The 12,494-nt window shown below is 70.9% G+C and carries 9 protein-coding genes and 1 pseudogene; 4 read left to right on the plus strand and 6 right to left on the minus strand.

What is annotated here, in order from left to right:
- Positions 1 to 72: 72 nt before the first annotated feature.
- Positions 73 to 1,467, minus strand: coding sequence for a YibE/F family protein (locus C6N75_RS03560; protein ID WP_105867356.1), 1,395 nt, complete (start codon positions 1,465 to 1,467; stop codon positions 73 to 75).
- Positions 1,468 to 1,666: 199 nt separating this feature from the next.
- On the opposite strand from C6N75_RS03560, the gene thiC reads away from it, so the two are divergent.
- Entirely contained in the window at positions 1,667 to 3,448 is a 1,782-nt protein-coding gene (thiC, locus tag C6N75_RS03565) for a phosphomethylpyrimidine synthase ThiC (RefSeq protein ID WP_105867357.1), read from the plus strand.
- Positions 3,449 to 3,535: 87 nt separating this feature from the next.
- Here thiC and C6N75_RS03570 read toward each other — a convergent pair whose 3' ends face one another.
- The 3 genes from C6N75_RS03570 to C6N75_RS03580 all read right to left on the minus strand — a co-directional run bounded on the left by C6N75_RS03570 (position 3,536) and on the right by C6N75_RS03580 (position 6,921).
- Entirely contained in the window at positions 3,536 to 4,357 is an 822-nt protein-coding gene (locus tag C6N75_RS03570; RefSeq protein WP_105867358.1) for a hypothetical protein, read from the minus strand.
- A gap of 152 nt (positions 4,358 to 4,509) precedes the next feature.
- The gene (locus C6N75_RS03575; RefSeq protein WP_258177209.1) at positions 4,510 to 5,580 is read right to left on the minus strand and encodes a metallophosphoesterase; all 1,071 of its coding nucleotides are present in this window, start codon (positions 5,578 to 5,580) and stop codon (positions 4,510 to 4,512) included.
- A gap of 234 nt (positions 5,581 to 5,814) precedes the next feature.
- Complete coding sequence (locus tag C6N75_RS03580; protein ID WP_105867360.1) at positions 5,815 to 6,921, minus strand: LacI family DNA-binding transcriptional regulator; 1,107 nt, start codon at positions 6,919 to 6,921, stop codon at positions 5,815 to 5,817.
- A gap of 444 nt (positions 6,922 to 7,365) precedes the next feature.
- On the opposite strand from C6N75_RS03580, the gene hisC reads away from it, so the two are divergent.
- Positions 7,366 to 8,466, plus strand: coding sequence for a histidinol-phosphate transaminase (hisC, locus tag C6N75_RS03585; RefSeq protein ID WP_105867361.1), 1,101 nt, complete (start codon positions 7,366 to 7,368; stop codon positions 8,464 to 8,466).
- Positions 8,467 to 8,587: 121 nt separating this feature from the next.
- Here hisC and C6N75_RS03590 read toward each other — a convergent pair.
- Both C6N75_RS03590 and C6N75_RS03595 read right to left on the minus strand, forming a co-directional pair.
- Positions 8,588 to 9,236, minus strand: a pseudogene (locus C6N75_RS03590) (class I SAM-dependent DNA methyltransferase).
- A gap of 122 nt (positions 9,237 to 9,358) precedes the next feature.
- Positions 9,359 to 9,733, minus strand: a complete 375-nt coding sequence (locus C6N75_RS03595; RefSeq protein WP_105867362.1) for a cyclophilin-like fold protein — start codon at positions 9,731 to 9,733, stop codon at positions 9,359 to 9,361.
- Positions 9,734 to 9,929: 196 nt separating this feature from the next.
- Between C6N75_RS03595 and C6N75_RS03600 the strand changes: the two genes are divergently transcribed.
- Both C6N75_RS03600 and cydB read left to right on the plus strand, forming a co-directional pair.
- Positions 9,930 to 11,453: a cytochrome ubiquinol oxidase subunit I gene (locus C6N75_RS03600; RefSeq protein WP_105867363.1), complete on the plus strand. Its 1,524-nt coding sequence runs from the start codon at positions 9,930 to 9,932 to the stop codon at positions 11,451 to 11,453.
- A 20-nt stretch (positions 11,454 to 11,473) separates the two neighbouring features.
- Positions 11,474 to 12,478, plus strand: coding sequence for a cytochrome d ubiquinol oxidase subunit II (gene cydB / locus C6N75_RS03605; protein WP_105867364.1), 1,005 nt, complete (start codon positions 11,474 to 11,476; stop codon positions 12,476 to 12,478).
- Positions 12,479 to 12,494: the final 16 nt, after the last annotated feature.

Here is a 12,494-nt window from a genome sequence, read left to right on the forward strand (position 1 = left end):
CCACGCCCGCCGCACCACACAGCATCACGCCGCACCGGCCTCAGTCGCCCGGGGCGGCCGCGGCCGGGCTGCTCAGGTCCTGCGCCGCCGGCCGCGGCCGGCGGGCCGGGCGGGGGCGCCCGGGGAGGGACGGTCGGCGGAGACCACCAGCGCGGCCAGCGCCGTGGTCACCGGGACGGAGGCCACCAGGCCGATCGACCCGACCAGCGTCCGCACGATCTCCTCCGCGACCAGCTCGCTGTTGGCCACCGTGCCCACACTGCTCTGCGCGATGGAGAACAGCAGCAGCAGCGGCAGCGCCGCACCCGCGTACGCCAGCACCAGCGTGTTGACCACCGAGGCGATGTGGTCGCGCCCGATCCGGATGCCCGCCCGGTACAGGGCGCGCGGCCCCATGCGCGGGTCGGCCTGCTTCAGCTCCCACACCGCGGACGTCTGGGTCACCGTCACGTCGTCCAGCACACCCAGCGAGCCGATGATGACCCCGGCCAGCAGCAGACCGGACATGTCGATGTCCGGATAGAGGCCGTGGATGAGCCCGGTGTTGTCGTCGGTGTTGCCGCTCAGCGCCGCCCAGCCGATGAACAACGAGCCCAGCAACCCGATGAGCAGCAGGGACACCAGTGTCCCCAGCACCGCCACCGAGGTACGCGCGTTCAGCCCGTGGCAGCTGTACAGGGCGATCAGCATGATGGCGCTCGCCCCGACCACGGCCACCAGCAGCGGGTTGGAGCCCTGAAGGATCGCCGGCAGGATGAACAGGGTCAGCACGGCGAAGCTCACCGTCAGGGCGACGAGCGCCATCACCCCCCGCAGCCGCCCGACCGCCACCACCGCCAGCGCGAAGATCCCCGCCAGCAGCGCCATCGGCACCGTACGGTCCACATCGGTGACCGAGTACTGCAGATCGCGCGGGGCGTCCGGCGCGTACGCCACCACCACGCCCTGACCGTCGGACAGTTGCCGGGAGGCGTCGGGCTGGACCACTTCGACGAAGCGGCGGCCGCTCTCCTTCCCGCTGGTGACCTCGACGGTCGCCTTGGTGCACTGCCCCTGCTGCGCGTTGACCGCCTCGCGGCCCTCGGGCGTCGTGGTGTCCCCGGTCGGCGGCACCTGCGCGGCGTTGACGTCCCGGCAGTCCACCTTCTCGATCCGCACCACCTCGCCCGACTCGGTCTGCCGGTCGAAGCCGACACCGGTCCGTTCGTGCGCGGGGGCGCCGCTCGGCCACAGCACGGCCAGACCCACCAGCACCGCGGTGGCGAACGGGATGAGGACCGCGGCGATCACCTTGCGCAGGTGCTTGGAGACCGGAGCGGCCGGACCGTGCGCATGGCTGTGCGCGTGCCCGTGCCCGTGTCCGACCGGGCCGTGCCCGCCCTGTCCGCCGTCGCGTCCATCGCCGTGTCCGCCGTCGCGTCCGCCGTCGTGTCCGTCGGGATCGGGGTGCCGTTGTGAGGAAGTCACCGCACGATCATCGCAAGAACGACGGGGCCCTCTGTTCAGCGCGGCCGGGAGGGCGCTAGCGTGGTGGGCGCATTCGCACACGCGGGAGCTCGGAGCACCGGGCTGAGAGGGCGCTGACATCCGTACGAGACGTACGGAGGCCGCTGCGTCGACCGCCGAACCTGTTACCGGGTAATGCCGGCGTAGGGAGTAGGTCACCATGACCGTTCAGGACGCACGCACGCCTGCCTCCGAGCAGAACGACGAGGCCGGGAAGTCCATCGGCTGGCACAAGGGATACGTCGAGGGCTCCCGCCCCGACCTCCGGGTGCCGGTCCGCAAGGTGCACCTCACCAACGGCAAGGACGTGACGCTGTACGACACGTCAGGGCCGTACACCGACCCGAACGTCGATACCGACGTCCGCCGCGGACTGGCGCCGCTGCGGGAGAACTGGATCATCGCCCGCGGCGACACCGAGGAGTACGCGGGCCGCCCGGTCCGCCCGGAGGACGACGGCATCAAGCACACCTCGCCGCGCGGCGGACTGCGCAACCTCGACGCGGTCTTCCCCGGCCGCCCGCGCCAGCCGCGCCGGGGCCGGGACGGGCAGGCCGTCACCCAGCTCGCCTACGCCCGCCGCGGCGAGGTGACGCCGGAGATGGAGTACGTCGCCCTGCGCGAGAACGTCTCCCCCGAGGTGGTGCGCGAGGAGATCGCCGCCGGCCGCGCGGTGCTCCCGGCCAACGTCAACCACCCGGAGATCGAGCCGATGATCATCGGCAAGCGGTTCCTGGTGAAGGTCAACGCCAACATCGGCAACTCCGCGGTGACCTCCTCCATCGAGGAGGAGGTGGAGAAGATGACCTGGGCCACCCGCTGGGGCGCCGACACCGTCATGGACCTCTCCACCGGCCGCAACATCCACACCACCCGCGAGTGGGTGCTGCGCAACTCGCCCGTGCCGATCGGCACCGTGCCGCTCTACCAGGCACTGGAGAAGGTCGACGGCCGGGCCGAGGAGCTGACCTGGGAGATCTACAAGGACACCGTCATCGAGCAGGCCGAACAGGGCGTCGACTACATGACGGTCCACGCCGGCGTCCTGCTGCGGTACGTCCCGCTGACCGCCCGGCGCAAGACCGGCATCGTCTCCCGCGGCGGCTCGATCATGGCGGCCTGGTGTCTGGCGCACCACAAGGAGTCGTTTCTCTACGAGAACTTCGAGGAGCTCTGCGAGATCCTCGCCGCCTACGACGTCACCTACTCCCTCGGCGACGGGCTGCGCCCCGGTTCGATCGCGGACGCCAACGACGACGCCCAGTTCGCCGAGCTGCGCACGCTCGGTGAGCTGAACACCATCGCCAAGCGGCACAACGTCCAGACCATGATCGAGGGCCCGGGCCACGTCCCGATGCACAAGATCAAGGAGAACATCGACCTCCAGCAGGAGATCTGCGAGGAGGCCCCGTTCTACACCCTGGGCCCGCTCACCACCGACGTCGCCCCGGCGTACGACCACATCACCTCGGGCATCGGCGCGGCGATGATCGCCTGGTGGGGCACGGCGATGCTCTGCTACGTCACGCCCAAGGAGCACCTGGGCCTGCCCAACCGGGACGACGTGAAGACCGGCGTGATCACCTACAAGATCGCCGCGCACGCCGCCGACCTGGCCAAGGGGCACCCCGGCGCCCAGGAGTGGGACGACGCCCTGTCCGACGCCCGCTTCGAGTTCCGCTGGGAGGACCAGTTCAACCTGGCGCTCGACCCCGACACCGCACGGGAGTTCCACGACGAGACGCTCCCCGCCGAGCCGGCGAAGACCGCGCACTTCTGCTCCATGTGCGGGCCGAAGTTCTGCTCGATGAAGATCTCCCAGGACATCCGACGGGAACACGGCGGTGACCTCGGGCAGTCCGACATCGAGGCCGGCATGGCGGAGAAGTCCGCCGAGTTCGCCGCGAGCGGCAACCGCGTCTACCTGCCGATGGCCGACTGACGCCACCGCGCCGCCGGCGGATGTTTCACGTGAAACATCCGCCGGCGGCGCGCTGTGCGGTCGGGCCGGGGCGGGCCGGGCTGCCGCTCAGTCCGGCTGGTGCTCCGGGCCGCCGAAGTCGGGGCTGGTGAAGTCGGGACTGCTGAAGGCCGGACGGGACTCGGAGGCGCCTTCGCGGGGGGAGGCGAACTCCGGCCCGCTGTAGCCGACCTTGGGGATACGGCCCACCGGGCGTGGTGTCGGGCCCGGGACCGGGTCGGCGCTCGGGCCGGCCAGCGCATGGCGCAGGAAGGGGAGCAGCCCGCGTTCCCGCAGCGCGTGCAGCCACGCCTCCCGGGCCCTGGCAACCTCCTCGGGCAGCTCACCCCCCGGCTCCTGGGCCGGGACCTGGGTGGAGCCGTTGCGCACCGCGGTGATCAGCAGAGCCACGGCCGCGGCCAGGATGCCGGCGGCCATCACCGCGGCGAAGAACCAGCCCGCGGTGACCAGGGACTGGGCGAACGCCGGCACCGCGTCGAACAGCTTCAGCACCGACCCGGTGAGCAGGAAGATGACCGCCGCCGTCCCGGCCAGCACCGGGGCGAGCACGGTGACCATCACCCCGAGCCCCGCTCCGGGTCCGGCCTCGCCGTCGGCGCCGGGCTGGAGGACGGAGCTGATCGCGGCCAGCCCGGTCGGGGCGCGCGCCTCCTCGCGCACCCGGACGTAGTGCTCGTACTCGGAGGCGGCGGCCGAGCAGATCAGCGCGGTCGCGTCCATGGCCATGGTGCGCAGTTGCTCGGAGTTGAGCCGCTGCCCGACCTCGGACAGGTCCGGGCGTTCCTGCGCGGTGCGCAGTGTCTCGTCGAGGAGGCGGTCGAACTCGACGCGGTCCTCGGCGGGCAGACGCGGAGCCTTGCTCATGTGCATCCATCCCCCGATGCTCCGTAGGGCCTGCGTGCCCGAACGGACCGGGCAGTCGGGCAGAAACGGAGGAGAGCCTGCTACGGAAGTACCGATGGTAGAGCGGCAGCGGGCGGGGGTGACAGAGGATTAGCCGAAATCGCTGGGTCCAGTCGCTCTCAGTCGCGCAGCGGGAGCCGGACGACCAGCAGCTTCCCGGCCATGGTGACGCCGCCGTCCATGGCGATGGCCAGACCGTCGGCGTACACGTGCGGCCCCTCGACGACCGGCCGGGACGCCTCGTCGTCGTCCTCGGACCCCACCTCGCCCAGCAGGTAGGGGATGGGGCTGTGGCCGTGCACCACGCGGTGCCCGCCATAGGCGGCCATCAGGTCCTGCGCTGCCGTCGAGCCGCCCTGGTCGCGGAAGGCGAACCGCTTGGTGAGCTTGCGGAACAGCTCCCAGCACTCGTCGGCGTCGTTGCGGGTGAGGATGGAGTGGACGGTGTCGTTGACGTCCTCGATGGTGTCGCCGTAGTCCAGGTAGGCCGTGGTGTCGGAGTGCACCAGCAGGTGGTCGTCCTCCTCCACCACCGCGTCCAGCCGGGACATCCACTGCACATGCACGTCCTGGAGCCGGTCCATGTCGCTCTTCTGGCCGCCGTTGAGCAGCCAGGCGGCCTGGAAGGTGGCCGTGCCGGCACCGGAGTTGACCGGGGTGTCGCCGAACCGTTTGGCCCCCAGCAGCAGCAGCTCGTGGTTGCCCATGAGCGCCTTGCAGTAGCCGCCGGCGGCGGCCGCCTCGGCGGAGAGCCGCATGACCAGGTCGATCACGCCGATGCCGTCGGGACCGCGGTCGGTGAAGTCGCCGAGGAACCACAGCCGGGCGTTGCCCGCGGACCAGTTGCCGTCGGCGTCGACGAGGCCCTGCTCCCGCAGCGCGGCCAGCAGCTCGTCCAGATAGCCGTGCACGTCGCCGACGACGTACAGCGGTCCCAGGCCGCCCTGCGGCGAGGGCTCGGGGGTCGGCTCGGGCTCGACGGCCACCTGCACGGTGTCGCCCCGGTTGATCACCGGCAGGTCGCGTTCGGTGGGGGTGTACCCGTCGGGCGCGTCGCCCTCGGGGAAGGCGTTGCCCGGGTGCGCCTGCACGGGCACCTGGGCGTACGGAGGTACACGGAAGTCGCGCAACGTCGCCGTCCGCACCACGGGTCCCTGACCGGCCCCCTGAGTCATCGACCCCTCCACCACCGTCGCCACGCCCTGCACCCGGCGGACCGGCCTGGTCGAGGCGGTCCGCGGTGTCGTCCGCCCATCATAGGAATGAGCCTCGCCGTCTGTGACGCACCAGGGGTGGTGAATCCGCGCGCGGAGCGTCACCGTCGGCCGTTTTCACCGCAGATGCCCTGGTCTGGACGCTCGGTGTCGCGCGGCGGCCGCGTGGGTCGGGCCCGCGGCCGGGCGCGCTGGTCGGGGGCGTGCGGTTCACTCCGCGGCGGGGGAGCGGGGCGGGCTGACCGTCGTGCGCGGCGGTCGGCGCTGTGAGGAGGTCCGCACGATCAGCTCGGTCGGTATCACCTGCTCGATCGGGCGTTCCGGACCGGCTCCCTCGATCGCGTCGATGAGCAACTGGACGACCGCCGTGCCGATCCGTCGCGGCTTGAGCGAGAGCGTGGTGACCGGCGGCTCGGTCGCGGCGTAGACCGGGGACTCGCTGCAGCACACCAGGAGCAGGTCCTCGGGGACGCGCAGCCCGTAGCGGCGCGCGGCCGCTAGCAGGTCGGTGCCGTTCGGGTCGAACAGGCCGTACACGGCGTCCGGCCGGTCCGGGCGGGCGAGGAGCCGGTCGGCCGCCACCGCGCCGGCACACGGGTCGTGGGCCGGGTACGCCTCGTAGACCGGTTCCTGACCGACCCGCGCGCACCAGTCGAGGTAGGCGGTGGTGGAGAGCCGGGTGTAGGTGTCGGTGCTGGTGCCGGTGAGCAGTCCGATCCGGCGGGCCCCGGCGGTGGCGAGGTGGTCCAGCAGCTCCAGGACGGCGGCCTCGTGGTCGTTGTCGACCCAGGCGGTCACCGGCAGGGTGCCGGCCGGGCGGCCGTCGGACACCACCGGCAGGCCCTGGCGGACCAGCTCGGCGACGACCGGGTCGTGGTCGGAGGGATCCACGACGACGGTGCCGTCGAGCGCGACGTTGGACCACACGTCGTGCCGTGAGGTGGCCGGCAGGATCACCAGCGCGTAGCCGCGGGCCAGCGCCGCCGAGGTCGCGGCCCGGGCCATCTCGGCGAAGTAGGCGAACTCCGTGAAGGTGAAAGGTTCATCCCCGTACGTCGTCACGGTCAGGCCGATGAGGCCGGACTTGCCGGTACGGAGGGTGCGGGCCGCGGCCGAGGGGCGGTAGCCCAGCCGGTCGGCGACCTCGCGGACATGGCGGCGGGTGGCGTCCGGGAGCCGGCCCTTGCCGTTGAGCGCGTCGGAGACGGTCGTGATGGAGACCCCGGCCGCGGCGGCCACGTCCCGGATGCCCGCTCGCCCCTGCCGGGTCCCCCGGGACTGTGTCCGGGTCACCTGGTGCTTCCCTGCTGCTGTCATGGCGAGCAGATAGTAGGGCGATGGCGGCTGCTCGTCCCCGGCGCATATGCCCTCGTCGACAGAAACGTATCTGCATGGCGATGAGCGGTAAATGCCTTGGAATAAGCGACAGTTGCCCGTACGAAGGGGACTTCGATGGTCGTGGCCGTGGGTGCGCCCGCCGAGGGCACACGGGTGGGGCGGGGTCGCAACTCACCTCTACGGGGGACGCGCGCCACGGCGTGAGCTAGGGGCGCGCGCCATGTTCGCGTACGCCCCCGGGAGGCGACCGGCCCCGGACTGCCGTCCGCGTCCGGTGGCCCCGGTCGCCGCCGGCCGGGACCGGGGTGACCCGCCGCGGCGGTCCGGACGCCGCCGGTTTCCTTCCGGCCGGCCATTCGCAGCGGGGGCGAATCCTCATAGGGTGAGCAGCATTGGCGGCGAGTTCGGTCGAGGAGGACCACAGTGAGCGAGACGAACGGGACCAGCGGGACCGGGCCGAGGCTGCGCGCGGTGCTGGAGTCGATCCCCACCTACCGGCCGGGCCGGCCCGCGGCGACCGGGGGCCCGGTGGCGTACAAGCTGTCCTCCAACGAGAACCCCTACCCGCCGCTGCCCGGCGTGATGGAGTCCGCGCTGGCCGCCGCGGCCTCGTTCAACCGCTACCCGGACATGGCCTGCGGGGCGCTGGTGGAGGAGCTCGCCGAGCGGTTCGGCGTGCCCACCGCCCACATCGCCACCGGCACCGGCTCGGTGGGCGTGGCCCAACAGCTCGTCCAGGCCACCGCGGGCCCGGGCGACGAGGTGATCTACGCCTGGCGGTCCTTCGAGGCGTACCCGATCATCACTCAGGTCAGCGGCGCGACCTCGGTGCAGGTCCCGCTCACCGACGGCGATGTGCACGACCTGGACGCGATGGCCGACGCGATCACCGACCGGACGCGCCTGATCTTCGTCTGCAACCCCAACAACCCCACCGGCACCGTCGTCCGCCGCGCCGAGCTGGAACGATTCCTCGACCGGGTGCCGTCCGACGTGCTGGTGGTGCTGGACGAGGCGTACAAGGAGTTCATCCGCGATCCGGAGGTCCCGGACGGCCTCGCGATCTACCGCGAGCGCCCGAACGTCGCAGTGCTGCGCACCTTCTCCAAGGCGTACGGGCTGGCCGGGCTGCGGGTCGGGTTCGCCGTCGCCCACGAGCCGGTGGCCGCAGCGCTGCGCAAGACCGCGGTCCCCTTCGGCGTCAGCCAGGTCGCCCAGGACGCGGCGGTCGCCTCGCTGCGCGCCGAGGACGAACTGCTGGGGCGGGTGGGGTCGCTGGTGTGCGAGCGCACCCGGGTGTACGACGGGCTGGTGGAGCAGGGCTGGACGGTCCCGGAGACGCACGCCAACTTCGTCTGGCTGAGGCTGGGGGAGCGCACGGTGGACTTCGCGGCGGCCTGCGAGCAGGCCGGCGTCGTGGTGCGGCCGTTCCCCGGCGAGGGCGTGCGGGTCACCATCGGTGAGACCGAGGGCAACGACATCTTCCTGCGGACGACGGAGACCTTCCGCAAGGAGCACTACTGAGCGGTCCGGACCCGGGGCCCGCCGCTCGGCGGGCCCCCGGGATGGAAGGGATCAGGCCGGCTCGCCCGGGCCCCGGGTGAGCGGATCAGGCCGTTCCGCCCGGGCCCGCGGGGCGAGCGGATCAGGGCGGCTTGCGGGGCATGAGGCCGGCGGATCTCCAGACACGGTCCTCGTCGCGGTCCTGCACCAGCAGGGAGTCGACGACGAGCCCGGACTCGGCGAGCACCCTCGCGAGCCGGTCCGGCGGGAGCCGGTAGGAGTCGTACGACACCGGGTGGCCGTAGACCCGCTCCGGACGCCGGCGCTCCCCCGTGCCCACATGACCGGCCAGCAGCAGCCGGCCCCCGGGTGCCAGGGCCCGACGGAACTCGGCGAACACCGCCGGCAGCAGCTCCGGAGGCGTGTGGTGGGTGGAGTAGTACGCCAGGATCCCGCCGAGACCGCCGTCCTCGACGTCCAGCGCGGTCATGGTGCCGACGGAGAACGGCAGGTCCGGGAAGGCGCCGCGGGCCAGTTCGACCATCCTGGGCGAGAGGTCGACTCCGGACCACACTCACCCCGAGGCCGGCCAGGTGGGCCGTCAGCTTGCCGGGGCCGCACCCCACGTCCGCGACCGGCCCCAGGCCGGAGGCCCGCACCAGCTCGGCGAACGCGCCCAGCATCGCGCGTGAGGCGGGGTCCTCGGACGGATGCCTGACGAGGGCGGCGTAGTCCGCGGCGACGGTGTCGTACGAGTCCCGGACCGCGATGAGGTGGGGAGGCTCGGTCACGTCACGAACCTGACCGCCGGTACTGACGGTGCCCGGGGTGCGGCCCGCGTGCCGGACCGGGGGCCGGCCGGACCGTTCGGGAGTGTCGGCGTCTCCCGGGGTGGCGGCGGCCGGCCAGGAGGTCAGGGCCGGAGCGGCTCGACGCGGACGGGGTCGCCGGGACGGACGGTGGCGAGGACGCGGGGGTCGCCGTCGATGCGGCCGAGGAGGTTGCATGGGCTCGCCAGGCGGCACTCGTCGCCGCGTGATATCGGGGTGGGCCCGTAGGGGAGGGCCAGGGCGTCGCCCTCGGTCCAGAAGGCGACGGTTCCGGGCTCGACCACCTGCCGGGCGTCCGCCTCCAGCGGCAGCGAGAGCGGGGTGTCGAAGTACACCTCCTCGCCCCATGTGTGCGCGGTGGAGGCGATGGGCAGCGCGGCGGCCAGCGCCTTGGCGCCAGGCGTGTCGTCCAGGGTCGCGGTGAGCTGGCCGGAGGGCCAGGAGATACGGATCTGCATCGCCGAATTCAACAAGATGTTGAAGTTCTAGGGAAGGGCACCCCCGGGTTCCGGTACGGATTTCGTTTGAGTCATAATAGCTTGTGATTGTGAACTCATTCACAAGCGAGCCAGGTTCCTCCCATGATCAACCGGATTGGACCAGGCGAAGCAAGGACGTCCGGACCGTAGGACGTAGGCCGTAAGGAGCAGCTACGTGAACCTGGCTCTGGCGCCAGAGACGCTGGCGCGGTGGCAGTTCGGCATCACGACCGTCTACCACTTCCTGTTCGTACCCCTGACCATCTCTCTCGCCGCACTGACCGCCGGGCTGCAAACCGCCTGGGTGCGCACGGAGAAGGAGAAGTACCTCAGGGCCACCAAGTTCTGGGGGAAGCTCTTCCTCATCAACATCGCGATGGGTGTCGTCACCGGCATCGTCCAGGAGTTCCAGTTCGGCATGAACTGGTCCGACTACTCGCGCTTCGTCGGGGACGTCTTCGGCGCCCCGCTGGCCTTCGAGGCCCTGATCGCCTTCTTCTGCGAGTCGACCTTCATCGGCTTGTGGATCTTCGGCTGGGACAAGCTGCCGAAGAGGATCCACCTCGCCTGCATATGGATGGTGTCGATCGGCACCATCCTCTCCGCCTACTTCATCCTCGCGGCGAACTCCTGGATGCAGCACCCGGTCGGCTACCGGATCAACAAGGCCAACGGCCGCGCCGAGCTGACCGACTTCTGGGCGGTGCTCACCCAGAACACCACGCTCACCCAGGTCTTCCACACCATGTCCGCGGCCTTCCTCACCGGCGGCGCGTTCATGGTCGGCATCGCCGCCTTCCACCTGGCCCGCAGGAAGCACGTGCCGGTCATGCGCTCCTCGCTCCGGCTCGGCCTGGTCACCATGGTGATCGCCGGCATGCTCACCGCGATCAGCGGCGACACCCTCGGCAAGGTCATGTACCAGCAGCAGCCGATGAAGATGGCCGCCGCCGAGGCACTGTGGGAGGGCGAGAGCCCCGCGCCCTTCTCCGTCTTCGCCTACGGCGACGTCGACAAGGGCCACAACAAGGTCGCCATCGAGATCCCCGGCCTGCTCTCCTTCCTGGCCCACAGCGACTTCGAGTCGCACGTGCCCGGGATCAACGACACCAACAAGGCGCTCCAGGAGAAGTACGGTCCCGGCGACTACCGGCCCAACATCCCGGTGGCCTACTGGGGCTTCCGTTGGATGATCGGCTTCGGCATGGCCTCCTTCGCTCTCGGCCTGCTCGGACTCTGGCTGACCCGCAGGCGGTTCCTGCTCCCCGAACGGCTGCGCACCGCCGAGGACGAGGTGCCCCACCTGGTGCTGTTCCGCACGCCGCTGAACCCCAAGCTGACCAGGCTGTACTGGCTGGCGGCGCTGTGGACCCTGGCCTTCCCGCTGATCGCCAACTCCTGGGGCTGGATCTTCACCGAGATGGGCCGCCAGCCCTGGGTGGTCTACGGCGTGCTCCAGACCCGCTCCGCGGTCTCCCCCGGCGTCTCCCAGACCGAGGTGCTCATCTCGATGATCGCCTTCACCACGCTCTACGCGATCCTCGCCGTGATCGAGGTGAAGCTGCTGGTCAAGTACATCAAGGCGGGCCCGCCCGAACTGACCGAGAGTGACCTCAACCCGCCCACCAGGATCGGCGGCCATGACCGGGACGCGAAGAACCCGGACGCCGCCGACCGGCCGATGGCCTTCTCCTACTGAGACCGAGGACTGGAAGCGCCATGGAACTTCACGACATATGGTTCGTCGCCATCGCCGTCCTGTGGACCGGCTACTTCTTCCTGGAGGGGTTCGACTTCGGGGTCGGCGTCCTGACCAAGCTCCTCGCCCGAGACCGGGTCGAGAAGCGCGTACTGATCAACACCATCGGACCCGTCTGGGACGGCAACGAGGTATGGCTGCTGACCGCCGGCGGCGCGACCTTCGCCGCCTTCCCGGACTGGTACGCCACCCTCTTCTCCGGCTTCTATCTGCCCCTGCTTCTCATCCTGCTCTGCCTGATCGTGCGCGGCGTCGCCTTCGAGTACCGGGCCAAGCGCCCGGAAGAGAACTGGCAGCGCAACTGGGAGCAGGCCATCTTCTGGACCTCGCTGATCCCCGCATTCCTCTGGGGCGTCGCCTTCGGCAACATCGTGCGAGGGGTCGCGATCGACGCCGAGAAGGAGTACGTCGGCACCCTGTTCGACCTGCTCAACCCCTACGCCCTGCTCGGCGGACTGGTGACGCTGACCCTGTTCACCTTCCACGGGGCGGTGTTCACCGCCCTGAAGACGGTCGGCGACATCCGGTTGCGTGCCCGCAGGCTGGCCCTCGCCCTGGGGCTCGTCACCGCCGTGCTGGCACTCGGCTTCCTCGGCTGGACCCAGCTTTCGCGGGGCGACGCGAGCAGCCTGATCGCCATGGTGATCGCGGTGGTCTGCCTGCTCGCCGCGCTGGTGGCGGTCAAGGCGGGACGTGAGGGCTGGGCGTTCGCGTTCTCCGGCGTCACCATCGCCGCCGCCGTGGCGATGCTCTTCCTGACGCTGTTCCCGAACGTCATGCCCTCCTCGCTCGACCCGGAGTGGAGTCTCACTGTCGCCAACTCCGCCTCCAGCCCCTACACGCTGAAGATCATGACCTGGTGCGCGGCCATCGCCACACCGCTGGTGATGCTCTACCAGGGCTGGACGTACTGGGTGTTCCGCAAGCGGATCGGCACCCAGCACATCGCGGACGCCGCGCACTAGAGACGGACCAGGAGAC

Origin of the sequence: Streptomyces solincola (assembly GCF_002982015.1) — a bacterium.
Taxonomy (GTDB): domain Bacteria; phylum Actinomycetota; class Actinomycetes; order Streptomycetales; family Streptomycetaceae; genus Streptomyces; species Streptomyces solincola.

Coding starts and splice junctions, on each gene's coding strand:
- thiC (WP_105867357.1), top strand. CDS start 1,667: ATGACCGTTCAGGACGCACGCACGCCTGCCTCCGAGCAGAACGACGAG.
- C6N75_RS03570 (WP_105867358.1), bottom strand. CDS start 4,357: ATGCACATGAGCAAGGCTCCGCGTCTGCCCGCCGAGGACCGCGTCGAG.
- C6N75_RS03580 (WP_105867360.1), bottom strand. CDS start 6,921: ATGACAGCAGCAGGGAAGCACCAGGTGACCCGGACACAGTCCCGGGGG.
- C6N75_RS03595 (WP_105867362.1), bottom strand. CDS start 9,733: ATGCAGATCCGTATCTCCTGGCCCTCCGGCCAGCTCACCGCGACCCTG.
- cydB (WP_105867364.1), top strand. CDS start 11,474: ATGGAACTTCACGACATATGGTTCGTCGCCATCGCCGTCCTGTGGACC.